Annotated in this window: 29 protein-coding genes and 1 pseudogene; 7 read left to right on the forward strand and 23 right to left on the reverse strand. The window is 64.5% G+C overall.

Annotated elements, in window-relative coordinates; all coding sequences use genetic code 11:
* Positions 1-42: 42 nt before the first annotated feature.
* The 3 genes from AC1DF3_RS00580 to smpB all read right to left on the reverse strand — a co-directional run bounded on the left by AC1DF3_RS00580 (position 43) and on the right by smpB (position 1,855).
* Positions 43-783 (reverse strand): anti-sigma factor family protein, encoded by a 741-nt coding sequence (locus AC1DF3_RS00580; protein WP_286531833.1) that lies wholly within the window; start codon positions 781-783, stop codon positions 43-45.
* A gap of 13 nt (positions 784-796) precedes the next feature.
* Positions 797-1,303 carry an RNA polymerase sigma factor gene (locus AC1DF3_RS00585; protein WP_286531834.1) on the reverse strand — a complete coding sequence of 169 codons (507 nt, stop codon included), beginning with the start codon at positions 1,301-1,303 and terminating at the stop codon, positions 797-799.
* A 72-nt stretch (positions 1,304-1,375) separates the two neighbouring features.
* Positions 1,376-1,855 carry an SsrA-binding protein SmpB gene (gene smpB, locus AC1DF3_RS00590; protein WP_286504454.1) on the reverse strand — a complete coding sequence of 160 codons (480 nt, stop codon included), beginning with the start codon at positions 1,853-1,855 and terminating at the stop codon, positions 1,376-1,378.
* Between the two features lie 62 nt (positions 1,856-1,917).
* Between smpB and AC1DF3_RS00595 the strand changes: the two genes are divergently transcribed.
* Positions 1,918-2,364 carry a type II toxin-antitoxin system RatA family toxin gene (locus AC1DF3_RS00595; RefSeq protein WP_478138524.1) on the forward strand — a complete coding sequence of 149 codons (447 nt, stop codon included), beginning with the start codon at positions 1,918-1,920 and terminating at the stop codon, positions 2,362-2,364.
* Complete coding sequence (locus tag AC1DF3_RS00600) at positions 2,364-2,696, forward strand: RnfH family protein (protein WP_286531836.1); 333 nt, start codon at positions 2,364-2,366, stop codon at positions 2,694-2,696. The genes AC1DF3_RS00595 and AC1DF3_RS00600 overlap by 1 nt, the downstream gene beginning before the upstream one ends.
* A gap of 24 nt (positions 2,697-2,720) precedes the next feature.
* On the opposite strand, the gene AC1DF3_RS00605 is transcribed toward AC1DF3_RS00600, so the two are convergent.
* Positions 2,721-3,257, reverse strand: a complete 537-nt coding sequence (locus AC1DF3_RS00605; RefSeq protein ID WP_478138525.1) for a DUF4124 domain-containing protein — start codon at positions 3,255-3,257, stop codon at positions 2,721-2,723.
* A 170-nt stretch (positions 3,258-3,427) separates the two neighbouring features.
* On the opposite strand from AC1DF3_RS00605, the gene guaB reads away from it, so the two are divergent.
* The 5 genes from guaB (at position 3,428) to AC1DF3_RS00630 (ending at position 8,825) form a co-directional block, all read left to right on the forward strand.
* Complete coding sequence (guaB, locus tag AC1DF3_RS00610) at positions 3,428-4,897, forward strand: IMP dehydrogenase (RefSeq protein ID WP_286529019.1); 1,470 nt, start codon at positions 3,428-3,430, stop codon at positions 4,895-4,897.
* A 75-nt stretch (positions 4,898-4,972) separates the two neighbouring features.
* Positions 4,973-5,221, forward strand: a complete 249-nt coding sequence (locus AC1DF3_RS00615) for a type II toxin-antitoxin system Phd/YefM family antitoxin (RefSeq protein WP_286531838.1) — start codon at positions 4,973-4,975, stop codon at positions 5,219-5,221.
* On the forward strand, positions 5,218-5,652 hold the full coding sequence (locus tag AC1DF3_RS00620) for a type II toxin-antitoxin system VapC family toxin (protein ID WP_478138526.1): 435 nt from the start codon (positions 5,218-5,220) through the stop codon (positions 5,650-5,652). The genes AC1DF3_RS00615 and AC1DF3_RS00620 overlap by 4 nt, the downstream gene beginning before the upstream one ends.
* Positions 5,653-5,661: 9 nt before the next feature.
* Positions 5,662-7,275 carry a glutamine-hydrolyzing GMP synthase gene (guaA, locus tag AC1DF3_RS00625; protein ID WP_478138527.1) on the forward strand — a complete coding sequence of 538 codons (1,614 nt, stop codon included), beginning with the start codon at positions 5,662-5,664 and terminating at the stop codon, positions 7,273-7,275.
* A 293-nt stretch (positions 7,276-7,568) separates the two neighbouring features.
* A complete protein-coding gene (locus tag AC1DF3_RS00630) occupies positions 7,569-8,825 on the forward strand; it encodes a tyrosine-type recombinase/integrase (protein WP_478138528.1) in 1,257 nt (418 codons plus the stop codon).
* On the opposite strand, the gene AC1DF3_RS00635 is transcribed toward AC1DF3_RS00630, so the two are convergent.
* The 19 genes and pseudogenes from AC1DF3_RS00635 to AC1DF3_RS00725 all read right to left on the reverse strand — a co-directional run bounded on the left by AC1DF3_RS00635 (position 8,803) and on the right by AC1DF3_RS00725 (position 26,797).
* Positions 8,803-9,174 (reverse strand): helix-turn-helix transcriptional regulator, encoded by a 372-nt coding sequence (locus AC1DF3_RS00635; protein ID WP_478138529.1) that lies wholly within the window; start codon positions 9,172-9,174, stop codon positions 8,803-8,805. The two genes, AC1DF3_RS00630 and AC1DF3_RS00635, sit on opposite strands and share 23 nt — an antisense overlap.
* 95 nt (positions 9,175-9,269) lie before the next feature.
* Entirely contained in the window at positions 9,270-9,533 is a 264-nt protein-coding gene (locus AC1DF3_RS00640) for a DUF2274 domain-containing protein (protein ID WP_478138530.1), read from the reverse strand.
* Positions 9,530-10,816 carry a TraB/TrbI/VirB10 family type IV secretion system protein gene (locus AC1DF3_RS00645; protein WP_478138531.1) on the reverse strand — a complete coding sequence of 429 codons (1,287 nt, stop codon included), beginning with the start codon at positions 10,814-10,816 and terminating at the stop codon, positions 9,530-9,532. The genes AC1DF3_RS00640 and AC1DF3_RS00645 overlap by 4 nt, the downstream gene beginning before the upstream one ends.
* The gene (gene trbG / locus AC1DF3_RS00650) at positions 10,813-11,838 is read right to left on the reverse strand and encodes a P-type conjugative transfer protein TrbG (protein WP_478138532.1); all 1,026 of its coding nucleotides are present in this window, start codon (positions 11,836-11,838) and stop codon (positions 10,813-10,815) included. The genes AC1DF3_RS00645 and trbG overlap by 4 nt, the downstream gene beginning before the upstream one ends.
* Entirely contained in the window at positions 11,835-12,539 is a 705-nt protein-coding gene (gene trbF, locus AC1DF3_RS00655; protein ID WP_478138533.1) for a conjugal transfer protein TrbF, read from the reverse strand. Before trbF ends, trbG begins: the two co-directional genes overlap by 4 nt.
* 23 nt (positions 12,540-12,562) lie before the next feature.
* Complete coding sequence (gene trbL, locus AC1DF3_RS00660; RefSeq protein WP_478138534.1) at positions 12,563-13,945, reverse strand: P-type conjugative transfer protein TrbL; 1,383 nt, start codon at positions 13,943-13,945, stop codon at positions 12,563-12,565.
* Positions 13,946-13,947: 2 nt separating this feature from the next.
* Positions 13,948-14,220, reverse strand: coding sequence for an EexN family lipoprotein (locus AC1DF3_RS00665; RefSeq protein ID WP_478138535.1), 273 nt, complete (start codon positions 14,218-14,220; stop codon positions 13,948-13,950).
* A gap of 10 nt (positions 14,221-14,230) precedes the next feature.
* On the reverse strand, positions 14,231-14,959 hold the full coding sequence (gene trbJ, locus AC1DF3_RS00670) for a P-type conjugative transfer protein TrbJ (RefSeq protein WP_478138536.1): 729 nt from the start codon (positions 14,957-14,959) through the stop codon (positions 14,231-14,233).
* Positions 14,956-17,403: a conjugal transfer protein TrbE gene (gene trbE, locus AC1DF3_RS00675; protein ID WP_478138537.1), complete on the reverse strand. Its 2,448-nt coding sequence runs from the start codon at positions 17,401-17,403 to the stop codon at positions 14,956-14,958. The genes trbJ and trbE overlap by 4 nt, the downstream gene beginning before the upstream one ends.
* A 10-nt stretch (positions 17,404-17,413) precedes the next feature.
* The gene (locus AC1DF3_RS00680) at positions 17,414-17,677 is read right to left on the reverse strand and encodes a VirB3 family type IV secretion system protein (protein ID WP_478138709.1); all 264 of its coding nucleotides are present in this window, start codon (positions 17,675-17,677) and stop codon (positions 17,414-17,416) included.
* A gap of 14 nt (positions 17,678-17,691) precedes the next feature.
* A pseudogene (locus tag AC1DF3_RS00685) lies at positions 17,692-17,973 on the reverse strand (TrbC/VirB2 family type IV secretion system protein); the annotation flags it as partial.
* 47 nt (positions 17,974-18,020) lie between these two features.
* A complete protein-coding gene (gene trbB / locus AC1DF3_RS00690) occupies positions 18,021-19,055 on the reverse strand; it encodes a P-type conjugative transfer ATPase TrbB (RefSeq protein WP_478138538.1) in 1,035 nt (344 codons plus the stop codon).
* Complete coding sequence (locus AC1DF3_RS00695; protein ID WP_478138539.1) at positions 19,052-19,561, reverse strand: CopG family transcriptional regulator; 510 nt, start codon at positions 19,559-19,561, stop codon at positions 19,052-19,054. The genes trbB and AC1DF3_RS00695 overlap by 4 nt, the downstream gene beginning before the upstream one ends.
* Complete coding sequence (locus tag AC1DF3_RS00700) at positions 19,558-21,549, reverse strand: conjugal transfer protein TraG (protein ID WP_478138540.1); 1,992 nt, start codon at positions 21,547-21,549, stop codon at positions 19,558-19,560. The genes AC1DF3_RS00695 and AC1DF3_RS00700 overlap by 4 nt, the downstream gene beginning before the upstream one ends.
* A gap of 281 nt (positions 21,550-21,830) precedes the next feature.
* The gene (locus AC1DF3_RS00705) at positions 21,831-22,775 is read right to left on the reverse strand and encodes a LysR family transcriptional regulator (protein ID WP_478138541.1); all 945 of its coding nucleotides are present in this window, start codon (positions 22,773-22,775) and stop codon (positions 21,831-21,833) included.
* Positions 22,776-23,156: 381 nt separating this feature from the next.
* Positions 23,157-23,954: an HpcH/HpaI aldolase family protein gene (locus tag AC1DF3_RS00710; RefSeq protein WP_478138542.1), complete on the reverse strand. Its 798-nt coding sequence runs from the start codon at positions 23,952-23,954 to the stop codon at positions 23,157-23,159.
* 8 nt (positions 23,955-23,962) lie between these two features.
* A complete protein-coding gene (locus AC1DF3_RS00715) occupies positions 23,963-24,937 on the reverse strand; it encodes a Bug family tripartite tricarboxylate transporter substrate binding protein (protein ID WP_478138543.1) in 975 nt (324 codons plus the stop codon).
* A 25-nt stretch (positions 24,938-24,962) separates the two neighbouring features.
* Complete coding sequence (locus tag AC1DF3_RS00720; protein WP_478138544.1) at positions 24,963-25,862, reverse strand: isocitrate lyase/PEP mutase family protein; 900 nt, start codon at positions 25,860-25,862, stop codon at positions 24,963-24,965.
* Entirely contained in the window at positions 25,859-26,797 is a 939-nt protein-coding gene (locus AC1DF3_RS00725; RefSeq protein ID WP_478138545.1) for an SMP-30/gluconolactonase/LRE family protein, read from the reverse strand. The genes AC1DF3_RS00720 and AC1DF3_RS00725 overlap by 4 nt, the downstream gene beginning before the upstream one ends.
* Positions 26,798-26,801 lie beyond the last annotated feature (4 nt).

The following is a 26,801-nucleotide window of genomic DNA, read 5'->3' on the forward strand; positions in this document are numbered from 1 at the left end:
TTTCTCCTTCGGTTAAAAAAATCGGAATGCAGCCCGGACAGTCTAGCCGCCGGTACTTTCGAGTTGACGGTACACGGCGGTCGCCAGGGCCAGCAAGGCATCGCGCGGAAGCGCGCCCGCCAGAGCGTAGCCGAAGCCGCGATCGACCCAGTAGAAGCTCGGCACCGGGCCCTCGGTGGCGAAGCTGAAGGCGGTTTCGTCCGACCCCGACGCCGCAGCGCCGTCGAGGCTGCCGAGGTACAGCGTCACGCGTTCGCCGCCGGCACCTTCGAACATGAACTGTGCCCTGGGCCCCTGGCTGCCCGGCAGCAGGCGGCCGCCGACGAGCGTGTAGCCCTGGGCCGACAGATCGGGCAGTCTCAAGGGCCGTTCGAGCCGTTTGGAGAGCCACTGGAGCAGGTGCTGCTGCTCGGCCGCGGCGACCTCCACCGGATGCCGCTTCTCGGGGGCGTAGACCGCATGCGCGACCGTTGCCGCGTGCACGAACTCCCGCGCGGCCGGAACGGCGCGGGCCATCCGCGCGCTGCTGCCGGTGGCGCGCAGCCACTGCGAATTGGCGATCCAGCCGGCGCCGAAGGCGATCAGCACGGCAGCCGCCATGCCGCCCCAGCGCAGCCAAGTGGCGTCGGCGCGGCGCGGCCCGCCCCCGGCGCCCGCCGCCGCCAGCAGGGTCGCGGGCACGGGCTCGTCGAGCACCTCGCGATGCAGTTGGCGCAGGGCGTCGCGCTGGGCCAGCCAGGCGTTCGGATCGTCGTCGTCGAGGGGCGGAGGCGGGGTGTTCATGGCGGGCAGCCGGTTACTTGAGGCGGCGCAGGGCCGTGCGGCCGGCGACCGGTGGCGCCTCGTCCATCAGGGCCTGCAGGCGGGTACGCGCCCGCGACAGGCGCGACATCACGGTGCCGGCCGGGATGCCGAGGACCTTCGCCACCTGGGCGTAGGACAGGTCCTCGAGCGCGACCAGCAGCAGCACCGCGCGCTGGTCTTCGGGCAGCAGCAGCAGGCAGCGCTGCAGGTCGATCGCTTGGTCGCGTTGCCCGTCAGGCGCGCGCAGTTCATGCGCGGCGTCGTCGATGTCGACCATGGCGCGCTGCGGCGCGCGCCGCATCTGGCTGGCGAACTGGTTGTGCATGATCGTGAACAGCCAGGCCCGCAGGTCGGTCCCCAGGCTCCAGAGCCGCCATTTGCCGCAGGCGCGCTCCAGCGTGTCCTGCACCAGGTCGTCGGCCGCCCAGGCGTCGCCGGTCAGCGCGCGGGCGTAGCGCCGCAGGCTCGGGATGTGGGGGACGAGGGCGCGTGGATCCATGTCGGGTGTACCTGATGCACGAACGCCGCCGGGCCGCCGTTTATTCCACCGGCCGCGAAAAAAAATTCTTCGTCAACGGCTGCGGCTCTTCATGGCGCGCTCGACCTCGCGCTTGCCTTCTCGGTCCTTGATGGTGTCGCGCTTGTCGTGCTCGGCCTTCCCCTTGGCCAGGGCGATCTCGCACTTGACCTTGCCGGCCTTCCAGTGGAGGTTGAGCGGCACCAGCGTGTAGCCCTTCTGCTCGACCTTGCCGATCAAGCGGCGGATCTGCTCCTTGTGCAGCAGCAGCTTCTTGGTGCGCACCGAGTCGGGGTTGATGTGGGTCGAGGCCGACTTGAGCGGATTGATCTGGCAGCCGATCACGTAGAGCTCGCCTTCGCGGATCACGACGTAGCCGTCGGTCAGCTGCACCTTGCCTTCGCGCAGGGACTTGACCTCCCAGCCTTCGAGCACCATGCCGGCCTCGAAGCGCTCTTCGAAGAAGTAGTTGTAGGCGGCCTTCTTGTTGTCGGCGATGCGGGAGGAGGGGTCTTGCTTCTTTTTGGTGGCCATGGTGTTTCAGGTGAGGGCTGCATGGCTTCAATACAATCCGTCGCGCACGCTGTGCCGATTCTATGAAAACAGTCCACAAGTCCGTTCTGATCTGGTACAGCGCCGAAGAGATGTACGCGCTCGTCACCGACGTGGCGAAGTATCCCGAGTTCCTGCCGTGGTGCGACCGCTCCAAGGTCATCGAGCAGGGCGAGCATGGCATGACGGCCGAGGTCGGCCTGGCGTTCAGCGGCTTTCACCACAGCTTCACCACCCGAAACACCCACGTGCCGGGCCGCGAGGTGCACCTGAAGCTGGTCGACGGCCCGTTCTCCAACCTCGATGGCGTCTGGACCTTCACGCCGGTCGGCGAGGAGGGCGAACGCGCCTGCCGGGTCGAGCTCAACCTGAGCTACGGCTTCAGCAACTTCGCGCTGCAGGCGCTGGTCGGCCCGGTGTTCGACAAGGTCGCCTCGAACCTGGTGGAGGCTTTCGTGAAGCGCGCCGAGCAGGTCTACGGGGACGTGTGATGCCGCGGGTCACTGTGGCCTGTTCGCCGGCAGCGCGCGAGGTTTTCGAGCAGGTCCTCGATGTCGCGCCGGGCGCGACCGTGCGCGATGCCGTCATGGCCAGCGGCCTGGCGCAGGCGCTGCCCGGTCTCGACTGGGCCTCGCTGTCGCCGGGCATCTGGGGCCGCGCGGTGGCATGGGAGCAGGCCGTGCGCGACCTCGACCGGGTCGAGCTGTGCCGCCCGCTCACGGTCGACCCCAAGGTCGCGCGCCGCGAGCGCTTTCGCCAGCAGGGCGCGCGCGGCACCGGGCTGTTCGCGAACCGACGCAAGGGCGGCAAGGCCGGGTACTGAAGCGGCCGCCGTGGGCGGCACTCGCTACTTGCAGTCGGCGGCGATGACGGAATCGAGGCGTTTCTGCTCGTTCGCGCGCGCCTCGTCGTCCATGATGATGCGCTCGCCCTGGGCATTGACGCGGGCGACGCGGATGCCGCTGTCCATGGTCGCCTTGCCCTGGCGCGCCCGGTTGCAGTTCTCGGCCTTCGCCTGGGCGATCTTCTGCGCCTCGGCGGCTTGCTTGGCTTTCTCGGCTTCCTCGGCCTTGCGGGCCTTCTCTTCGAGCTCCTTGTCGACACCGGCGCCCTTGGCCGGTGCCGCCGGGACAGGTGCAGGGGCGGCCGGCGGCGAGGCCGCCGCAGTGTCGGTCGCGTCGCCCGCTGCCGGCGGCGCGCTGAAGTTCAGCCGCTTGGGCGGCGGGCTGGGCCGGCGCAGGATGTTCTTTTCGGGGATGTCCGGTGGCGGCGCCTGGTCGCTGAAGACCTTCTTGTTGTCCTTGTCGAGCCATTGCCATTGGGCGTGCGCACCCAGGGGCAACAGGAAAACCGACCCGATGACGAGCAACTGCGCGAGCTTCATGCGCCAAGTTTAGCGCCGCCTTACGTTTTGCAACGTGCTCGCTGGCGTATTTGCAACGCTCGCGCGGCATTTTGGCCGCACCCGGAGCGTCGGGGAACCGGAAGCGGCATGTCCCTTTGCCTGCCCGGACGCCGAGCCATCGTTACAATCCGTCTTTTGGAGCTTCACCCATGCGCCTTCTCGGCAAAGCGCTCACCTTCGACGACGTGTTGCTGGTGCCAGCGTTCTCCCAGGTCCTTCCCAAGGACACCTCCCTCGCCACCCGGCTCTCCCGCAACATCACGCTCAACCTGCCGCTCGTGTCGGCAGCGATGGACACCGTGACCGAAGCACGCCTCGCGATCGCCATCGCACAGGAAGGCGGCATCGGCATCGTCCACAAGAACCTCACGCCGACCGAGCAGGCGGCGCAGGTGGCCAAGGTGAAGCGCTACGAATCCGGCGTGCTGCGCGACCCGGTCGTGATCACCCCCACCCACACCGTGCGGCAGGTGATGGCGCTGTCCGACCAATTGGGCATCTCGGGCTTCCCGGTCTGCGACGCCGGCAAGGTGGTCGGCATCGTCACCGGGCGCGACCTGCGATTCGAGAGCCGCTACGACGTTCCGGTCAGCGAGATCATGACCCGGCGCGACCGACTCATCACGGTGCCCGACGGCACCACGCTGGCCGATGCCAAGGCGCTCCTCAACAAGCACAAGCTCGAGCGACTGCTGGTCATCAACGAGGCCTGGGAGCTCAAGGGCCTGATCACCGTCAAGGACATCACCAAGCAGACCAGCTTCCCGAACGCGGCGCGCGACGGCAGCGGCCGGCTGCGTGTGGGCGCGGCGGTGGGCGTGGGCGAGGGCACCGAGGAGCGCGTCGAGGCGCTGGTCAGGGCCGGCGTCGATGCCATCGTGGTCGACACCGCGCACGGCCACAGCGCCGGCGTCATCGAGCGCGTGCGCTGGGTCAAGCAGAACTATCCGCAGGTCGACGTCATCGGCGGCAACATCGCCACCGGCGACGCCGCCCGGGCGCTGGCCGATGCCGGCGCCGACGCGGTCAAGGTCGGCATCGGCCCCGGCTCGATCTGCACCACCCGCATCGTGGCCGGCGTGGGCGTGCCGCAGATCATGGCAATCGACAACGTCGCCACCGCACTGCAGGGCACGGGCGTGCCGCTGATCGCCGACGGCGGCGTGCGCTATTCGGGTGACATCGCCAAGGCGATCGCGGCCGGCGCCAGCACCGTGATGATGGGCGGCATGTTCGCCGGCACCGAAGAGGCGCCGGGCGAGATCGTGCTGTTCCAGGGCCGCAGCTACAAGAGCTACCGCGGCATGGGCTCGATCGGCGCGATGCAGCAGGGCAGCGCCGACCGCTACTTCCAGGAGTCGAGCACCGGCAATCCGAATGCCGACAAGCTGGTGCCCGAAGGCATCGAGGGCCGCGTGCCGTACAAGGGCTCGATGGTCTCGATCGTCTACCAGATGTCCGGCGGCCTGCGCGCCAGCATGGGCTACTGCGGCTGCGCCACGATCGACGACATGAAGAACAAGGCGGAGTTCGTCGAGATCACCACGGCGGGCATTCGCGAGAGCCATGTGCACGACGTGCAGATCACCAAGGAAGCCCCGAACTACCGGGCCGAATGAGGCTAATCTGGCCCGAATCTGAAAATCGGGCCAGATCGCGCTAGAATTCGGGCCAGATTATTTTTTCTGGCCCCAATGCAATCCCTCGGTATCTCCGAAGCCAAGAACAACTTCTCGGCCCTGATCGACCTGGTCGAGAAGGGCGAGGAAGTGCGCATCACGCGCCACGGCAAGGAAGTCGTGCGCATGCTGCCGGTGCGGCGCAAGCCGGTCATCACCGACGAGCAGATCGCCCGCGAACTGGGGCAGATCGATGCGCTGCACGCCACCATCAAGCCTGGCACCGCGGTCCGGGCCCTGCGCGATGAAGGGCGACAGTCATGACGGCCTTCGTCATGGACGCATCGGTCACCGCGGCCTGGCTGCTGCCCGACCAGGCCAGCGAAGACACCCGCAAGCTCTACGCCGCGATCCGCCGCGACGAGGTCGAGCCGCAGGCGCCCAATGCCTGGCAGTGGGAGTGCGCCAACATCCTCGCCAACGGCGTGCGCAGCGGACGCATTCCGTCGTCGGCGGTCGAAGGGCTGTGGAGCGTCCTCGACGCCATCCGGCACCGCGTCGAGCTCCATGACCTGGCGCCGGCCCAGCACAAGGCGGTGCTCGCCGTGGCCATCGACGCCGGTGTCTCGCAATACGACGCGGGCTATCTCTGGCTGGCCCGATCGCTCGACCTTCCGCTCGCCACCTTCGACCCGCAACTTATCCAGGCGGCGCCGCAAGCGGGTGTCCGCCTCTTCGACATTTCAATGCTCTGAGTCATCGCCATGCAACACGACAAGATCCTCATCCTCGATTTCGGCTCGCAAGTCACCCAGCTGATCGCGCGCCGCGTGCGCGAGGCGCATGTGTTCTCTGAAGTCCATCCCTGCGACGTGACCGACGAATGGGTGCGCGAGTTCGCCAAGGACGGCACGCTGAAGGGCGTGATCCTCTCGGGCAGCCATGCGAGTGTGTACGAGGAGACCACCGACAAGGCGCCGCAGGCGGTGTTCGAGCTCGGCGTGCCGGTGCTCGGCATCTGCTACGGCATGCAGACCATGGCGCACCAGCTGGGCGGCAAGGTCGAGGGCGGCCACAAGCGCGAGTTCGGTTTCGCGGCGGTGCGTGCGCGCGGCCACACCGAGCTGCTGCGCGACATTGCCGACTTCACGACCGAGGACGGGCACGGCATGCTCAACGTCTGGATGAGCCACGGCGACAAGGTCACCGAATTGCCGCCTGGCTTCAAGCTGATGGCGTCGACCGAGAGCTGCCCGATCGCCGGCATGGCCGACGAGGCGCGGCACTTCTATGCGGTGCAGTTCCACCCCGAAGTCACGCACACGCAGCAGGGCAAGGCGATCCTCGACCGCTTCGTGGTCGACATCTGCGCGGCGCGGCGCGACTGGGTGATGCGCGACCACATTGCCGAGGCGGTGGAGTCGATCCGCCAGCAGGTGGGCGACGAGGAGGTGATCCTCGGCCTCTCGGGCGGCGTCGATTCGTCGGTGGCCGCGGCGCTGATCCATCGCGCCATCGGCGACCAGCTGACTTGCGTCTTCGTCGACCACGGCCTGCTGCGGCTGAACGAGGGCGACATGGTGATGGACATGTTCGTCGGCCAGCTGCATGCCAAGGTGATCCGCGTCGATGCCAGCGAGCTGTTCCTCGGCAAGCTGGCCGGCGTGAGCGACCCCGAAGCCAAGCGCAAGATCATCGGCGGCGAATTCGTCACGGTGTTCAAGCAGGAGGCGGCCAAGCTCACGAGCGCGGGCGCCAAGGGCGCGAAATGGCTGGCGCAGGGCACCATCTATCCGGACGTGATCGAGTCGGGCGGCGCCAAGAGCAAGAAGGCCGTGACGATCAAGAGCCACCACAACGTCGGCGGCTTGCCCGAGCAATTGGGCCTGAAGCTGCTGGAGCCGCTGCGCGACCTGTTCAAGGACGAGGTCCGCGAGCTTGGCGTGGCACTCGGCCTGCCGCCCGGCATGGTGTACCGCCATCCGTTCCCGGGCCCGGGCCTGGGCGTGCGCATCCTCGGCGAGGTCAAGAAGGAATACGCCGACCTGCTGCGCCGCGCCGACGCGATCTTCATCGAGGAACTGCACAACTTCATCGACCCGGCGAGCGGCAATAGCTGGTACGACCTCACGAGCCAGGCCTTCACGGTGTTCCTGCCGGTGAAGAGCGTCGGCGTGATGGGCGACGGCCGCACCTACGACTACGTGGTGGCGCTGCGCGCGGTGCAGACCAGCGACTTCATGACCGCCGACTGGGCCGAGCTGCCCTACGCGCTGCTGAAGAAGGTGTCGGGGCGAATCATCAACGAGGTGCGCGGGATCAACCGCGTGACCTACGACGTGAGCAGCAAGCCGCCGGCGACGATCGAGTGGGAATGATTTGCCGCTTCTCGCGGATGATCGCCAACTATCGCAAAATCGACGTAAGTTGTTGATTTATAAATATTTTATCCTCGGTGTCTATCGACAACTATTGGTGGCAAGCAACTCAAGTTGTCGGTTGATCTGTCGGTAGCCAAAGTTCGTTTAACTGGTCTAAAATTTCTATCGTCAGCCCGTTTCGACGCATGACGGTAAAAAAGAAGGCGAAAAGCTAGGTTTCATGCGGGTTCCGGGCGTGTTTGCAGTTTGAGCGTGCTTGACGGTAAAGGCGCTCTCACCCAGGAGAACGCATGCTCACCGACACCGCGCTCAAGAACCTCAAGCCCAAGCCGGCGCTCTACAAGGTGACCGACCGGGACGGGATGTACGTCACCGTGTCGCCGGTTGGAACTGTCACTTTCCGCTACGACTACCGCATGAACGGTCGCCGTGAGACCCTGACGATCGGGCGTTATGGAGCGGACGGCTTGTCGTTGGCCAGGGCCCGCGAGAGGTGCATAGACGCCCGGCGCGCGGTGTCTGACGGTAAATCTCCGGCGCAGGAGAAACAGCGCGAAAAGCGCCGTCTGTCGGAGGCAAAGAACTTCCAGGAATTCACCGACAGATGGGCCAAGGGCGCCAGGATGGCGGACAGCACTCGCTCGATGCGCAAGAGCATCCTCGACCGCGACATCCTGCCCGTCTTCAAGAACCGCCTCTTGACCGAAATCACGTCGGACGACCTGCGCGACCTCTGCAACAAGGTCAAGGGCAGGGGGGCTCCGGCTACGGCCGTCCACGTGCGAGACATCGTCAAGCAGATCTATGGGTTTGCCATCCTGCACGGCGAGAAGGTCGCCAATCCGGCCGATGACGTCGGGCCGTCCTCGATCGCGACCTTCGTGCCGAAAGACCGCGCCTTGTCGCCTGTCGAAATCCGACTGATGCACCATCAGTTGGAAACGGTGGCGTCGTACCCGACCATCCGTCTGGCACTCCGGCTCATCCTGCTTACCCTCGTGCGCAAGGGTGAGCTGATCCATGCCACCTGGAACGAGATCGACTTCGAGAACGCGCTGTGGACTATCCCCAAGGAGCGCATGAAGGGTTCCAAGGCGCACAACGTCTATCTGTCGCAGCAGGCGCTCGACATCATGGTCGCGCTGCGCACTTGCGCTGGCGGTTCCAGGTACGTGCTGCCTTCGCGTTACCAGCCTGACAAGTGCATGTCTAATGCGACCCTTAACCGCGTGACGCAGCTGGTGGCCGCGCGAGCGAAGGAGAAGGGCCTGCCCTTGGACGGCTTTACCGTGCATGACCTGCGCCGTACCGGCTCGACCATCCTGAACGAACTGGGCTTCAATAGTGACTGGATCGAGAAGTGCCTCGCCCACGAAGACGGCCGCTCGTCGCGCGGGGTCTACAACAAGGCCGAGTACGCCGAGCAGCGCCGCCACATGCTGCAAGAGTGGGCGGACATGATCGACGCCTGGGTGGCAGGCAAGTCCCACACGCCCACCTTGCTGCCGCCGTCGATGAAGGTCATCACGACGCAAGCATTGCTTTGACCGGACGGCGCTTGCGCTGACGCACGTCGGGGGAGGGCGCACGCTTCATCTGCGCGGCGTCCGAGACCTGGCGGCGTGTCTCGATCCAGGCCTCGACCTCTGCAAGATCCCACACCACGCAGCGCGAGGTCAGGTTGAAGCGGCGCGGAAACTCGCCTCGACGCTCCATGTCGTAGATCGTGGTTCCGGAGAGCGGCACCATCTTGTGCAATTCCGTCCGCCGGATCGTGCGCCGGAAGGACACGGCGCTTGGAACCTCCGATTGGGGTCGCTGTTCGGGGCTCTCCAAGCGTTCGACGTGCCCGCGGTGAAAGGCCCCGACAGCGGCTGACTCTTCGCCTTTTCTCATGATCGACTCCATCCGTGCCACAGCGTCACGGAAGTCCGGTCACGCTGATTGCACTGCAACTGTTGATGCACTCATCGTGCAGGAGTCGACATCTATCAAGAACCTGCTGCAGCGTGCCCGGTCGTAGTTTGGGGCGGCGGTCGCTTGCCAGCGCCTCTGCTGAAAGCGCGATCGCGTGCCATGAAGGCTTCCAGCATGTGCGGAATGAGAGAAGCTGCGTCAACCGGCTCGCCGTAGGACTGCGAATGCTGAGCCGCATAGCGGTCGAGCTTGTCCTTCAGGTCGGCAGGCATGGTCACGGCAAGCTTCACCGTCGTTGCCTTTGGCAATGGTCCAAGGCGGAGCTTGGCTGCGCTCATTGCGACGATCCCCGCTTAAAAAACAGCGGCTGATACGGCCGTAGCACCAAGTCCTTGCTCACCATCACCCGCATCGGAAACCCCGGACGGATGGTCAGCGTGGGCTGGATGCTCGCGTTGCGCTTCGTAATCTCCTGCCCGACCTGGTTGATCGAGTCCTGCGTGCCCCCCCGAATGGCGATCACCGTTCGGTCGCCGTTCTGGTCAGTACGACCCTCCGGCGCTGCCAGCTCTGCCCCCACGCCCAGTAGCGTCGACAGCGCCGCGCCGGCCAGGATGCGGTCCCAGTGCCAGTCGACCCCATCCTCGAGCCCGGCATAGCCCGCTGGATCGATCCCCGGCAAGCGGTCCAGCGCCACCGACGACGTGTCTGGCAGGATCAGCCGCGTCCACACCAGCAGCACGCGCCGCTGGCCAAAGGAAACCTGGCTGTCGTAGCGCCCAATCAGTCGCGAGCCCTGCGGGACCAACAGATGCCGCCCCGTGGAGGTGTCGTAGACCGCCTCCGTCACGTTGGCGATCACTTGCCCCGGCAGATCCGAATTGATCCCCGTCACCAGCGCTGCAGAAATCACGGTGCCCGCCATCACCTGGTACGGCGATGCGGGCAGCTGCAGACTTCCTGGATTGCGGGTGACCCCGTCTCCCGCTCTCGTCAGGAAGGCCTCTTTCGAGTCCTGCCGGTTCTGCGCTGCAGTCGGATCGGTCGGCACCGCGGGCAGCATGCCGCCGGCGGTTGCGTTGAACGGATTCTGGGTCGGAGCGGCCATGCCTGCATTCGGATTGGCTAGTGATGTCGTAGGTGGAGCGGCAGCCACCGGCCTGGACCCACCGGCCCCGCTTCCGGCCCCCCGGAAAAACACCGACGACCGCGCCGCTTCTTCGGCGGCCAATTGCGCCGGATCGGTACCAGGCGGCGCCCTCCGCTGTTCTATCGGCTGTTGCGATTTCACGATCGCCGGCCCGAGATCGCCGGGCAACGGTTCACCCAGCACGGGCGGCGCAGCCTTCGGCACCGGCGGAAGTGCCGCATAGTCCTTGGGCAGCCGGTCCAGGCTCTCCGACTTCGCGATGCGATCAACGTTGAACAACTCATTCGCAGGAGCGCGGGAGCGCTGCTGCGACTGCAACGACCACAGCGTGCCGCCCAGCACCGCCGCGGCGAGCGTGCCGGCTCCTACTGCCAGCACGCGGCGATTCAGGCGAACCACAGGGCGCGGCTGCGCGCGTAGCGCCAGCGTTTCAGGATCGGCCTTGATGGATGCTGCGCCGGCCTCGCTCACGATCCGCTCCCGCGTTGAACGCCATCCGTGCGCTCAATGCGTACGACTTCGGCCTTGCCGCCCTTGAACCCACCCAGCCGTAGTTCGGCGGCACCGAAGAGCCGATCAACGACGTAGTACGGCGACCGGAAGCGGTAGTTCACCAGCTGCCCGTCCCCCTGCGGCCCACTCACGAACAGGGGCGGCAGCTCGCCCTGCGCAATACCGCCCGGGAATTGAATGTAGACCCGCTGCCCGTCGTCGAACGCACGCAGCGGCTTCCACGAGGGCCCGTCGCCCGTGATCGCGTAACGGAACTTGATCTGCTCCAGCGACAGACCCGAGTCCACCGGCGTGGCCGCTTGGGCTTCGCGCGCCTGCTTCTGCAGCGCAAGCATCCGATCCTTTGGGTAGTCCCACGACACCGAAGCCATCCAGGCCTGCGGCGTCGAGGACAGCTCCAGCAAGTAGGTGCGGCGGTTCGTGGTGACGACGAGATTCGTCTTCAGCCCCACGCGGGTTGGCTTCACCAGGATGTTGACGCGCAGAGTTGCACCAGCACCGCTGGCGGTATCTCCCACGATCCAGCGCACCGTATCGCCGGCGGAGATTGTCACCAGTTCCTCGCCCTCCTGCAGCGCGATCACGGTGACACGACCCGGGCTGGTGTAGACCTGATACAGCGCTCCGTCCGCGTAGGGCCAGACCTGGATCGCATTCACGTACCCCTCGCGCGTCGGCGCGATGCGGGCTTCCTCATTCGCGCGGGAGACACGCACCTTGTCGTCGGCCGGCTCCTGTGTCGGCTTCGCCTCACCTTCGGCCGGCAACGCCTTCATTTGTTCGGGCAACGGCAGTGGCTCAGGAACGGCCACCACTTCGATGGGCTTCGCAGGCTCGGGCGAGACCTTCGCAGCGACGGCAACGGGCTCGTCGAGCGAGATCACCGGCGGCGCCTTGCCCTGCGTAGCGCAGCCCGTCACAGATGCCAGCGCGGCCAGCAGGATCAAAGGCGATGTGGTTCTACGGAAATGTGGCTTCACGGTTTTGCTCCTTGCGTTGATTCGAGTTCACGGCTCCAGGACAGGCCGTTGACGTAGATGCCCAGTGGGTTCTTGCGCAGTCGTTCTTCGGTGCGTGGCGGCTGCAGCACGACGGACAGCACCGCCGTCCAGCGCTCGGTGCCCGAAGGCGATCCATTCGTGTAGCTGCGCTCGATCCAGCGCACCTGGAACGAGGTGTCGCTGGCTCGGACCACGCTGGTCACTTCCACGGCCACCGAGCTCTGCCCGATGCGAGAGAACGGATCGTTGGTTCGCGCGTAGTCGTTCAGCGTCGCGGCACCGCGGTCGGTCGTGTAGTCGTAGGCTTCGAGCCAGTTGCGCCGCACCACGATCGGGTCGATGGAGAGCGACCGCACGTCGCCGATGAAGCGCGCCAGGTGAAAAGCGATCTGCGCATCGGCCGGCTTGTACGGTGCGGCAGCTTCGCCGACGGCGCGCACCTGACCGGCGTTGTCCACCTCGATGACATAGGGCGTGACGATGGACTGCGCAGAGCGCCAGACCAGCCCGCCAGCCATCAGGAGCGCCAGCGCCAAACTGCCGAAGGCCATCAAGCGCCAGTTCTTCGCCTGCACGCGGCTGTCGCCGATGCGCTGGTCCCAGACCTGCGCGGCGGCTTGATAGGGGGTGACGGGCTCGGGCGTGTCCGAGTACCGAACCTGGGGTCGTTTGAAACGCACAATGTTTCCTTTCAAAAAAGGGTTCAGGGGTTGGAGCTGTCCCGCAGGCTGGGGCTGGCGCCGCCACCGGCGTGGTCGCCCGAGCGCAGCACGTGGGCGGCAGTCGTCGCGGCTTGAGTCACCTGCTGCTTGCGGCGCATGCGCTGCGCCCATGCGGGCTCTGCTGCTGAAGGGGACGACACATTGCCTTCGGCAGCTGAACCAGAGGCGAAGGCAGAAGGAGAGGCAGGCGCGGCAGCATCGGCCACGAAGCTCGCAGCGCGGTTTTTGGCGGCCTTGGCGCCGGAAGCGACGCGCTGGCCCGCTGCACTCGCCCCGGCCTTGGCGACGTTGGCGAGTCCAGCACCGGCAGCACGCACGCCACTACCGTCCGATGCGGCAGCGCCCGTCTGGTAAGCAGACTTCGCACCGCTGGCCAGGGCGCTGGCCGAGCGCGCGGTGGTCGCGCCGCCGCTGATGGCCGCCTGCGCCGCGCCGGGCGCCATACGCGCACCCGCCGCGACTGCGGAACCAGCGCCAGCTACAGCCGCACCTCCAGCCACGGCCAGCCCTGCTGCACCCATCGCGGTGCCCGCCGCAGCACCCGCGCCCAACTGCGGCGCACCAGATACCAGCCCCGTCGCGATCCCGGGGCCGAAGATCCCCAATCCGAGCATCGCCAGCGATGCCAGCATGATCACCAGCGCATGGTCAATGCTCGGGTCCGCACCTGGTGGCACTGTGAATTCTGCGAACAGCCCAGAGCCGATGCCCACGATCACCGCGAGCACCAGCACCTTGATCCCCGACGACACCACGTTGCCCAAAACCTTTTCAGCCAGGAACGAGGTCTTGTTCCACAGCGCGAATGGCACCAGCACGAAGCCCGCGAGCGTGGTCAGCTTGAACTCGATCAGCGTGACGAAGAGCTGCACCGCCAGCACGAAGAACGCCACGATCAGGACGAGCCATGCGAGGAACAGCACTGCGATGGTGTCGAGGTTCGCGAACACCTCCGGGAAGCCCGTCATGGTGCCGATCTGCTCCATGATCGGCCGGCCGGCGTCGATGCCAACCTTGGCGAGCCGGCCCGGCTGCAGCAGTTGCGCCTGGCTCATGCCCGACCCCGAAGCCGTCAAGCCCAGCCCGGCGAAGGAGCGGAAAAGAATGCCCGCCAAGCTGTTGAAGTTGCCGATGATGTAGGCGAAGGCTCCGACGTACAGCACCTTCTTGATCAGCTTGGCTATCACGTCATCGCCCTGGCCGGAGGCATGGCTCATCGCCCAGAACAAGCCTGCGAGCGTCATGTCGATCGCGATCAGAGTGGCCGTGAGGAAGGCCACCTCACCGCGCAACAGCCCGAAGCCCGAATCGATATAGCGCGAGAAGACGTCGAGGAACCGGTCGATGACCGCCACGTCCTGCACGGCTATTCCTTCGGTGCCGGCGACGCTGGCGATAAAGCGGGCGGCGTGTACGACGGGCCACCGCTGCCGAAGAAGCGCCGGCGCGTGGCCTCGGCCACTGCGTTGCACTGCGCATCGCCGACCTTGGCATGGTCGGCCTTACACTGCGCACGCAGTTCCTTCAGGTGCTCAGGGTTTGCCACGAGTGATTCGACGGATTCGATGGATCCCGGCTTGCCGCAGGCCGCCATCAGCAAGGTTGAAGCCGAGGCTGCAAGGATGAAGAGCTTGTTCATGGCAGTCTCCTCATTCGCTGTAGAAATTCACCGCGGCAGGCGTGTATGGCGTGCCCGCACCCATGAACCGGCGGCGCACCTCGCGCGCACGCTCTTGGACGGCGACTTGCCGTGCCTGTTCCAGTGCCGCTGCCCGGTCCTGCGTGATCTGAAGCTGCTGCGCCTGGATCGACTGCCGCGCCTGCAAGGCCAGCAGCTGATTGGTCGCCTGCGTGGCTTGCAAGGCGCCCACGGCCGACTGGCTGCGGTTCACCAGATCCGTCAGCGTCGATTCGTCCGAGGCGAAGTTCTGTACCGCCTGCGACTGCACCTTGGTCGCGGTGCGAAGCGCGTCGAGCGAGTTCGTCCAGCGCTTGCGCGCATCCAGCACCATCTGTCCGCTGGAGACGGTGGCGCTGAACGACTCGGGATACAGCTGTTGAAACTGCGTTTCCATCTGCTGCACGTTGAAGGCCAGGCCCTGCGCCTGCTGGATCAATCGGTTCGTCGCCGACAGCGCGGCGCGCAGTTCGTTCAGGGCGCTGAAGTCCAGACCGGTCAGGTTCTTCGCCTGGTTCGTCAGCGACTGCGCCTGGTTCTGCAACTGCTTGATCTGGTTGTTGATCTGCTCCAGCGTGTTGGCAGCCGTCATGAGGTTCTGCGCGAGGTTGGTGGGATCGATCACGACCCACTGCGCATGCGCAGCGGGCAGCGCGCTCATCAAGGCCGCTGTGGCGACGGCAAGCATGGTCTTCTTCATGGCGTGTTCTCCTGAGGTGTGGACGCAAAGGGTGGAAAGGAAGGAAACGAGGGGATGAGATCGGCCGCCCAGTCGAGGCCGCGATGGCGCAACCAGGTGGCGGCGAATGCACCGGTATCGCCATTGGCAAGCTCGGCATCGATGGCGCGCTGGTCTTCCGACGAGGAGGCCCCGGCGAAAGCCAGCGCCGCCGGCCCCAGGCCGAGATCGAAGACGCGGTTGCCGAGCCGCGACTGGTAGTAGTAGTCCCGCTTCGGCTGCGAGGTCGCGACGATGTCGATCTGCCGTGTGTTCAGGCCGAAGCCCTCGTAGATCGAGCGGATCTGCGGCTCGGTCGCCTGCGGGTTTGGCAGGAAAATGCGGCTCGCGCAGCTCTCCACGATGGCCGGCGCAATCGACGAGTTTTGGATGTCGGCGAGTGACTGCGTCGCGAAAATCACCGAGACGTTCTTCTTGCGCAGCGTCTTGAGCCACTGGCGGATGCGCGACGCGAACACGGGGTCGTCGAGGAACAGCCACGCCTCGTCAAGGATCAACAAGGTCGGCGCTCCGTCGAAGCGCTCATCGAAGCGCGCGAACAGATACCCCAGCACGGCCAGCACCGCTGCTTTGCTTTGCATCAGCTCTTCCATCTCGAAGCACTGGATCGAACCCGTGCCGAGCCGGTCCGAGTCCGCGTCGAGCAGCGTGCCGTGCGCACCATCCAGCACGTAGGGCTGCAGCGCCTGGCGCAGCGCGTTGGACTGCAGCAGCACCGACAGGCCGGTCATGGTGCGCTGTTCGACCGGCGCGCTCGCTAGGCTGTTGAGCGCAGACCACACGGCGTCCTTCTCGGCCGGCCCGACAGCGACGCCTTCCTGAACCAAGCGTCCTTCGATCCACTCGGCTGCCCAGGTCCGGTAGGCGTACTGGTCGATGCGAGCCAAGGGCTGGAACGCAATGGCTCCGTCCGCACCAAGGTCGTAGTGTTCGCCGCCAAGACCGAGCACGGTGGCGCGCATCGAGCGCCCCATGTCGAAGACGAGCAACTGGGAACCTGCGTAGCGCCGGAACTGCATCGCCAATGTGGCGAGCAGCACCGACTTGCCCATGCCGGTCGGCCCGACCACCAGCGTGTGGCCCACATCGCCGATGTGCGTGACCAGCCGGAATGGTGTCGCGCCATCGGTACGGGTGACGATGAGTGGAGGGCCATCGAGATGTGCATTGCGCTCAGGCCCAGCCCAGACGGCCGAGACCGGCATCATGTGTGCCAGGTTCAGCGTCGAGACGATGGGTTGGCGCACGTTCGCATAGGCATGGCCGGGGATCGACGACAGCCAGGCATCGACCGCATTCAGGGTCTCCGGGATCGTCACGAAGCCACGTCCCTGGATCGCACGCTCTACCTGCCGCAACTTCTCATCGGCTGCGGTTGCATCGGCATCGAGCACAGTCACCGTCGCAGTGACGTAGCCGAACGCTACCTGGTCGCTGCCCAGCTCCTGCAAGGCTGCATCCGCGTCCGACGCCTTGTTCGATGCATCGCTATCCACAAGCGGCGATTCCTGCTGGAAGATCGTTTCGCGCAGCAGCGCCACTATGTTCTTGCGCTTGACGAACCACTGGCGGCGTAGGCGGCTCAGTTCCTTCTCCGATTCCGCCTTGTCCAGACAGATGAACCGCGTGCTCCAGCGGTAGGCAAAGCCCAGGCGATTCAGGTCGTCGAGCAGGCCGGGCCACGTCGACGTCGGAAAGCCTCGCACTGTCAGTACCCGAAGATGTGAGTTACCCAGCATCGGTGCCAGTCCACCCACCAACGGCTCATCCGCCAGCAAGGTATCGAGGTGGATCGGTACCTCGGGCACCGTGACGGCATGCCGGCGCGTCGAAACGCACCCATGCAAGTAGGTCAAGGTCTGACCGTCGTCGAGCCAGCGGATCTCTGGCATCACGCCTTCGAGCAGGCCGAAGAAACGTTCGGTCTCGGACACGAAGGTCCCCAGCCGTTCACGCCAATCTACGCCTTCGGTTTTCTGGTTCTCGTAGAGCAGCCGGCCCGCACGCGCACGCGATTCCTCCGGCGGCAGATACAGCAGCGAGAGGTGGTAGCTACTCTCGAAGTGGCTGGCGTCTTCCTCGAAGGCGGCGCGCCGCTCTTCGTCGATGAGCCAGGAGAGCGGTTCGGGAAACGAGCACTCCGGGTAGTCGGCAGCTTCGCGCCGCTCGGCCTCGACGAACAGCGCCCAGTCCGAGCCGAGCCGGCGCAGTGCGTTGTTGAGGCGCGCTGACGTGGCGACCAGCTCGCCCTGTGTCGCGCTGTCCAGGTCTGGCCCGCGGAAACGCGCCGTGCGCTGGAACGAGCCGTCCTTGTTGAGCACGACTCCGGGAGCGACAAGCCCTGCCCAGGGAAGCCAGTCGGCCAGCAGCGCCGGACGCTTGCGGTATTCGGTGAGGTTCATCATCGTGATGTCCTCACACGTCCAGCAGTTGCCGGTGTTTGATGTGCCGCGCGAACACCTGCATGAACTGCGGGTCCACGCGGGCGCCCCAGACAGCGAGTGAGTGCCCGACGAGCCCTAGTGCGATACCGGGCAACCAAAGCTGCAGCCCCAGCCCGACCGCTGCGGCCAGCGTGCCGTTGGCGATCGCCACGGTACGCGGCGCGCCCCCCATCAGGATCGGTTCGGTCAGCGATCGGTGCAGCGGCACCTCGAAGCCCGGCGCCGAGCCATGCATCTGTGCAGTGGCATTCATGCCAACACCGCTCCGCCCGTGAAGCTGAAGAAGGTCAGGAAGAACGAGGAAGCCGCGAACGCGATGGACAGACCGAAAACAATCTGGATCAGCTTGCGGAAGCCTCCAGAGGTGTCGCCGAACGCCAGCGCCAGCCCGGTGGCGATGATGACGATCACCGCGACGATGCGCGCCACCGGTCCCTGGATTGAATCGAGGATGGATTGCAGTGGTGCCTCCCAGGGCATGCTGGAGCCGGCAGCGTGCGCGGGCAGCGCAACGGTGAGCAACACCGCTGCAGCAGTGGCGGCGAACAGAAGCAGCTTTACGGAAGTACGCAGATTCGTCATGTCGGTTCTCCTGTGGATGACGGGTTGGGGGAAATCGAAGGAAAGCCTGGCCCGGGCGAGGTATCGAGCTGGTAGCCATGGCTGTCGAAGCCGATGACACGCGCGATCTCGCGCACGCGACGCGCGCGGCCGCGGCCTGCGATGAAGACGATCGCGTTGACGGTCTCGGCGATGAGGGCGCGCGGGACGGTGACGCTCACCTCCTGCACGAGCTGTTCGAGCCGGGTGAGCGCGCCAGCGGCGGAGCCGGCGTGTACGGTGGCGATGCCACCCGGATGCCCTGTGCCCCAGGCCTTGAGCAGGTCCAGCGCTTCGGCGCCGCGCACTTCGCCGACGACGATGCGGTCCGGCCTTAGCCGCAGGGTCGCGCGCACCAGGTCGGCCATGGTGCTGACGCCGGGCTCGGTGCGCATGCCGACGTGGTCGTCACTGCGGCACTGCAGTTCCACGGTGTCCTCGAGGATCAGCACGCGATCACGCGTCTTGGCGATCTCGTCGAGCAAGGCGTTGGCGAGAGTCGTCTTGCCGGTACTGGTCCCGCCCACGACGACGATGTTTTGCCGCTCCTGCACCGCCGAGCGGAGAAATGCCGCCTGCTCGGCCGTCATCACGCCGTCCTCTACATAGCGTGCGAGATTCATAATGCGCAGTGCGCGCTTGCGGATCGCGAACGAAGGCGCCCGCACAACGGGCGGCAGCACGCCAAGGAAACGCTCGCCGGTCTCAGGCAGCTCCGCCGAAAGGATCGGTGCGCCGGCATGCACCTCGGTGCGAACGTGCGCAGCCACGAGCCGGATGATCCGCTCGGCCACGGGCGCTGGCAGCGAAGTGCCGGTCGGCGCGCGGCCCGTTCCAAGCCGATCCACCCACAGCGAGCCGTCCGGGTTCAGCAGCACTTCGACGACCTCCGGGTCGTCGAGCGCCGCCGTGATCTCCGGGCCCATGGCGGTGCGCAGCATGCGGATGCGTCGGCCGATGTATTCGCCGCCGTCGCCTACGCCTCCGCCCTGAGCGATGTTGATGGGCCTCATGGTCTTTCTCCTTCACTGGACATGGCTGGGTCGTTTCCATGAATCGCGCCGTCAGAGGAGGGCGGCTGGCGGCCTTCACTCGTTTGCTGTGCCGGTGCAATCGGCTCGATGTCTTGATGGACTTCGCGAATCAGGCTGCGCCCGCGCTGGATGTGGCGGGCCAGCTGCTCGATGAACTGCGCGTAGCGGGCGCGACCCTGAGCGCGCATGGCCTCGTGCTGGTGTTCGGGCACCGGCAGCGCCACGGTCAGGTAGTGGCGCAGGTACAAGGCAACGGTCTCGATCAGCACGCCCTGGTCGCGTTCCAGACGGTCGAACTGCCGCGAGAGGCGATCCAGACGTTTGGCCAGGGCCGCCTCGCGCTGATCCTCGCCGTCCGGCGAAAGGAATGACGCCAGTGCCGCCGCGATCACGGCGGACTTCGAAACTCCCTTGTGCGCGGAGACCTGGTCCAGGCGCTTGGCGTGCGCTGGCTCGATGAAGATGTTCAGGCGTGTCCGACTCATAGGGCGATCCCGTCGTCGGGGTCCATGGTGGCAAGACGTGCGCTGCGCGTAAGTTGCCGGTCCACGTCCTGCGGACGCAGTGGCATGTCGTCCTCGTCGTCGAGCACCAGCAGTCCATCGTCATCCGGCAAGACCGGCGTGTCGGGTGCCACGTCGAGATCGGGCTTGAGCTGGTGACCTCCCGCGTCGGCAAAGCCGCCTTCTTCGCCACTGAAAGTGGATTCGCTCACTGCAAGCGGCGCCAGCCCGCTCCAATCGTCAGTGCGTGCCGTAGGGCGATCCGCATAGCCACCCGATGCCAACACGGGCGGCGGAAGCACCCGTGCAGTGAAGTTCCGGTCCTGGTAGTAGCGGAGTTTCTTCGCCTTGATCGGCGGATGGCCCGAGACCATCACCACGGAGTCATCGGGCGGAAGCTGCATCACTTCACCGGGCGTGAGCAGCGGTCGAGCCGTCTCCTGCCGCGACACCATGAGGTGGCCGAGCCAGGGTGCCAGCCGGTGGCCGGCGTAGTTGCGCTGCGCGCGCAATTCAGTGCCGGTTCCCAGCGCCTCCGAGATGCGCTTGGCCGTGCGTTCATCGTTCGTGGCGAACGCGATGCGCACATGGCAGTTGTCCAGGATCGAATGGTTCTGGCCGTAGGCCTTGTCGATCTGGTTCAGGGACTGTGCGATCAGAAAGGCACGCAGGCCGTAGCCGGCCATGAAGGCGAGGGCGCTCTCGAAGAAGTCCAGCCGTCCCAGCGCCGGGAACTCGTCGAGCATCAAAAGCAGCTTGTGTTTGCGCGCGATGCCATCCGAGCCATCGAGCGACTCCGTCAATCGCCGGCCGACTTGGTTAAGGATCAGACGGATCAGCGGTTTGGTACGGCTGATGTCCGAGGGCGGCACGACGAGATACAGCGAAACCGGATGCTCGGCCGAGATCAGGTCAGCGATGCGCCAGTCGCAACGCGACGTGACTTTGGCCACCGTGGGGTCGCGGTAGAGGCCCAGGAAGCTCATGGCGGTGGACAGGACGCCAGATCGCTCGTTGTCACTCTTGTTGAGGACTTCGCGGGCGGCCGATGCGACGACGGGATGCACCCCATTGCCAAGGTGCTTGGTGGTCATCATCCGATGCAGCGTCACCTCGAACGCGCATGCCGGATCGGACAGGAAGTTGGCAACGCCGCGCAGCGTTTTGTCCTCCCCTGCGTAGAGCACGTGCAGGATCGCGCCGACCAGCAGCGCATGGCTGGTCTTCTCCCAGTGGTTGCGACGCTCCAACGCGCCTTCCGGGTCAACCAGGATGTCGGCGATGTTCTGCACGTCGCGGACTTCGTGCATGCCGCGTCGCACTTCGAGCAGCGGGTTGTACGCAGTGCTCTTCGCGTCGGTCGGGTTGAACAGCAGACAGTGGCTAAAGCGTGTGCGCCAGCCTGCGGTGAGGTTCCAGTTCTCGCCCTTGATGTCGTGGATCACGGCCGAACCGGTCCATGACAGCAGCGTGGGGATGACGAGACCAACACCCTTACCTGAGCGCGTGGGGGCAAAGACCATCACGTGCTCCGGGCCGTCGTGGCGCAGGTATGCGAGAGCCTTTCCGCTCAGCTTGCCGAGGAACACGCCCGTGGCGCGGATCAAGCCTGCCCGCTGGATCTCATCCGCGTCGGCCCAGCGGGCCGACCCGTAAGTCGTGACGCGTTTGGCCAGACGTGAGCGCCAGACCGCCATGCCGATGGCCGCGCCGGTGGCAAACAGGCCGCTCGATGCCGCGATGGTGCCGCCGCGAACGAACACGTCGGGTGCGTAGGCATCGTAGAAGTACCACCACTCGAAGAGCTTCCAGGGCTCGTAAACGGGCAAGTCGGAAATATCGAACCATGCAGCTCCGAGGCGCGGTTGATAGCCCAGCGCATGAGCCGTCCACTGCGTTGCCAACCACACGCCGCCGAAGGCCACACCCAGCACGATGAAGATCTGTCCGAAGAGGATGCCTGTGGGCATCGTCCACCCCCTTTACGTCTTACTTCCGTCATTGATTGCGTCCTGGTTCCAGCACGCATGTGCTGCTCCTGCACAAGTGCTTGAGTCTGGAATCGGATCGCCGCGACGCACACCCAACAAGGCGTGGCACGGCGTACGCTGGCGGGTACGTGAAAACGCAAGTGGCTGGCCCGATCAACGCGCCCTAAAGGCCGTCGAGCCTGCAGCATTGCAAAGCATGAGCAGCTTGTCCAAGGCCGATGGCGCGACGCAACGCTGCGATTCGGCCGGCCTTGTAACGATCAGTGCAGGTTCTTGGCGTGGGTCAGGAAGCGCTGAAGATCTTCGTGTAGGCCGAAGCGCTGGTGCTTGTGAAGCACCCAAGTGATGATGCGCTCGTCCTCTTGGAGCGGTACCGAGACCACGTCGGTGCGGTGCAGTGTGGCAGCATGACCAGCATCTGCCAAGCCGACACCCATGCCAGCGGCGATGCGTGTGACGTAGCCAGCCAAGCTGCTCGCTTCGCTGGTGATCGTGAGTTCCGTCCGATGGCGCCGCACGATGTCCCGCATCTGCTGCACCAGGCCCGGCTGCCGGTCAACCCTGCATGAAATCAAAGGGAAGGCCAGAAGGTCGGCCAGCGCCACCTTCTCCAAGGACGCGAGCTCGTGCCCAAATGGCAGCATCGCCACCAGCGGATAGTTCCAGGCCGGCTCCTGAGCGATGGCCTCGTCTTCCGGCAGACCGAAAGATACGCCGGCATCGATCTCTTCACGCCGCAGCGCGGTGGCAAGTTCATCGGCGCTCATTTCCGACAACTCGAGTGGCGTCTCTGGCGCTAGTGCTTGCCAGCCGGTGAAACATTCGGACAACTTGGGCTGGGCTATGCCATCCGCAATGCCGATGCGAAGCGGTGCGCGGTGTCGGGCATCGGTCGCGCGCACAACGCGTCGCGTGCGCTCAAGTCGGATGAATAGTTTGTGGGATTCTTTGAGCAAGCGTGTGCCGGCTGGCGTGAGGCGCAGCTTGCGCGGCATACGCATGAAGAGCTGGACGCCCAGCTGGTCTTCCAGATCGCGGATGGTGCGCGACAACGGCGTCTGGTCGATGTGGATCCGCTCCGCGGCGCGGCGAAAGTTGAGTTCCTCCGCAACAGCAGCGAAATAGCGCAAGTGTCTAAGCTCGATCATGGTCAGTTGCAATGGCGTAAAGGGGGGCGAACTGACCAAAATAAAAAATTCGGACAAATGCGGTCAACCTATGCTGCTGCGCAACGCAGGTGCTTTCTCGGGATAAATTTGGCCTATGCCTCCTCGGCTTTGTTAACTTAACTTTCGATTGTTCATTCTTGTGATAGCCATTGCCATTGCCATTGCCATTGCCATTGCCATTGCCATTGCCATTGGCGGTGCGAAGGCGTGCTGAGCGCCGAAAGAGGGGCTCGCGAGCACACGCCCCCCCAGCAGCGCAGCGCAATCTCAACGACATACGCCCTCCGCCGCACGACTAGTCAAAAATCTTCTGAGGCGATTGGCACTGCGCTTGGTCGCGCGTGCGGGCGCACTTCGCTTCAGCAACTAGTCCAAACACTAGCTCTGACCATGCGAGTGGCTGCACATACTTAGCTCTCACTTAAGAGATTGCAGAGCCTCACCAAATGCCCAAGCGATAAACTCTCTGTCGGATCCGATGGTGAAATTGCGTGCACCGCGCTTTATCCATGAATCGCGTTCGCGCCGCATCTCCTCTCTTTGCCCTGGACGCAGTCGCGTGACATATCTCACGCCCGCACGGTCGGCGCGCGATACGAACTTGTCGAACAGACCGCTGATCAAGGCTCCGTAGCGATCGCTGCCAAGCCCCATCTCATGCGCTAGATCGAATCTTCCAAGCACAATGGTGTCGATGCCAGGTACGGCAAGAATCTCATCGAGGTGGTGCAGACCTTCTTCACTCTCAACCAAAATCGACACTGTGACATTGGCGTTAGACCAAGCCACATAGCGTGACCACTCCGCGGCTCCTCGAGAGCGTGCCGCCCGGACGGTTGGGCAGGCGCCACGCATGCCTCCGTTGTCTGCATCGCGGAACTTGACAGCAGCGATGGCGGCGCGAGCTTGCTCGGCTGTGCGTACGTCCGGCACATAGACCCCGAGCGCACCAGCCTCTACAGCCTTACGTAAACCAGAGGCGCCGTGATTCTCGACCCGCACAACAGGGCAGACACCTGCTGCTTCGGCAGCACGAATCAAATTCACCATCTCTTCATAGCCAAAGCCGCCATGCTCTTGGTCGATGATTACATAGTCAATCCCGCTAGCGCCCGCTATCTCGACGATGTCGGGGCTTGCGGTCTGAACGTACATACCGGTAATAACAGCGTCGGCCGCCAATTTTTTGAGCAAAGGATTTTGGTCGGGATACACGGCAACTCTCAATTCTTATCAATGGGCCCGACTTGTGCGGCGATGCGCCGGAATCGTGCGATCTCGTCTTCCTGCAGCTTCTGCATCTGAGCAGGCGTTAACGGAATGCCTTCCGTGCCCTTTGGGGCGTAAAAACTACGGACAGTTTCCTCCCGGGTCATCACTTGGCGAATCGCTTCTCCCAGCATTGCGCGTATCGGAGCGGGCGTCTCGGCGCGCACGTAAAAAGCGTTCCAGCTGTACTGCGAATAGTTGGCCACACCACTTTCCTGCACCGTGGGGATCTCTGGAAAATCTGGATGGCGTTTTTCCCCCGTGACCGCTAGCGCGCGTAACTTCCCAGCGCGAATCAGTGGTGAAGCACCTCCAAGATCAACCATGCCGAAGTCCAGCTGGTTGCCGATGACCTCAGTCATAACCGGACCTTGACCCCGGTAAGGGATGTTGTTCAACTTAACGTTTGCCAACTTGGCCATCCACGCGCCGGACAAGGCTAGCGTGGTTGAGAAAGTACCCATGTTGAGTGGCCGAGACGAGGTCCGAGCATCGGCGAGCAGCTCCTTAAAGCTGTGTTGCTTCGCCTCGTTGGAGACAATGATCACGTTCATGTTGCGGCCGTAACCGGTCAAAGGCACGAAGTCCTTAAGTGGGTCATAGCCCAAGTTGGGAACAAGCACGGCATTGACAACTGAGGGTGAGATGCCGCCTTGAACAACGGTATAGCCGTCGGCGGGTGCTGATTTCGCAGCCATCATTCCAATCGCGCCATCGGCACCAGGGCGGTTCTCCACAATAAAGGCTTGGCCGAGGATCGGCGCCATCTTTTCAGCAAAGTAGCGCGCGCTAGCATCAGAGCCGCTACCGCCTGTAAATGGCACGATGATCCGAATAGGTCGATTTGGGTATACATCCGCCGCACTAGCAGGCATTGCAATAGCAATGCTGAGCAAGAGGGCAAAGGTAAGCAGGCGATTGGTGCCCATTGGTTGTCTCCTAGTTTTAGACAGATCAGCGAGGCGACAGCATGAAGCGCGGTTCGAGCGCCTCAATCTCTTCGAATCCGATGAAGCGCTTGAACTCCATCTCGGGCATGGGCGTCAGCGGGACCTCAGTCGGACTGAGGGTGCTTCGGAGGACCGAGAGATTCTTTCGCAGCGCGGCGGCTGCGGTCAGCAAGGGCAGGAGCGGAAACGTGCAGATCCCGCCCAGCTGTTCGATCTGCGAGCTGGACAGGTTGCGCTGCAGCGGCCCCAGAAGGGAGATCGCGATCGGGCTGCCTGTAGCCTCGCGGAATCGCACTAAACCGTCGAATGAGTCAAAGCACTTGCTGATGGGTTTCACGACGTCGGCGCCCGCCTCAACATAGGCACGTGCACGGCGGATCGATTCCTCTGGCGTACGCGCATCGGTACGCGCAATGATTACGAGCGCGGGGTCGCGCCGTGCTTCAACCGCTGCGCGAATTTTGCCGGCGGCTTCTTCCAGTGGAAGTAGCGGTGTAGCGTCACTGACGGCTGGGCACTTTTTTGGCGTGACCTGATCCTCGAACGTGACCGACGAAGCTCCGGCAGCTTCAAATTCGCGCACCGTGCGCATCACGTTGATCGCATTGCCATAGCCAGTGTCGCAGTCGGCCATTACCGGCAGGTCGATCGCCGAGCAGACGGCGCGCACCACGGAGAGGTTCTCGGTCATCGTGTAAAGCTCGGTGTCAGGCAGTCCAAGCATCGAAGCCGATACGCCAAAGCCAGTCACCACTACGGCATCGAAGCCGGCTTCTGCGATCAGTCGTGCACTCAGCACGTCATAGGCGCCGGGTACCCATAGCGTACGCCCTGATCGAAGCCTTTCCCTCATGCGTTTGCGGTGGTCTGTGGCGCCGGAAGTAAAAGGAGCAAGGGGGTTCATAAGATTTCCGGGAACGAACTGCTGCGGGTGGCTATTGGAAGTCCTTCAATCTCCAGCTGCGCTTGTAGGATCGTTCCGGTCGATGATTCCGTACAGAACAAAGTTTTTCGGTCGTGTCCGCCAAAAGCCAGGTTGGTAAGGGAAAGCCCGTCAGGACTTCGTAGTACGTGTGTGGGTTCTGCGCGTTTGTTGAGAATCCAAACGTAGCCAAGTCCGGGGTTCGCCACGAGTAGCGCACCGTCTCGGCTCATCGCGAGTCCATCGGGGCCGGCAGGCCCATATGAACTGAAGAAAAGTCCCACTTTTGCCACGCCTCCGTCGGACATCAGCGGCACGCGCCACACCGCATTGGCCCGCGTGACCGCGAGAAAAAGTACCTTCTCGTCGACAGAAAGACAAACGCCGTTGGGACTGGGAATGCCATCGAGCAGGACGTCGAGCTTCCCGTCCGGTTGCAGCCGAAACAGGCGACCTGCGGGATCGTGCAGGCCAGACTGGCCTTGGTCGGTAAAATACAAGTTGCCAGCGCTATCGAAGACTAGGTCGTTCAGTCCGCGGAAGCTCTCGCTGTGACGCCGCGACAGGTGCGACTCAACGCTACCGTCACGTACGTCAATGCGCATAAGACCACGGCGGTAGTCGGCGGCAATCAGGTGATGTTCGTCGAGAAACTTTAGCCCGTTGGGTTCGCCATCGTATTGCACGACGAGTGTCCAATCACCATCCGTTCGGACCCGGAAGATGCGGCCCAAGAGAATGTCGCAAACATAGAGGTTGCCCGCCTGATCGAAGACTGGTCCCTCAAGAAAGGAGTCGATGGGCTGGCCCGCACGATTGGCTTCACTCCAGTCGGTACGCGCTGGGGAGCGGAAGCGATCAGGCAGACGGCTGAAGATTCGCATTTCTTGCATGGCGGGCGGTTGCGGAAAGTACATGGCG

It is taken from the genome of Variovorax sp. 10N432 (genome assembly GCF_056394465.1).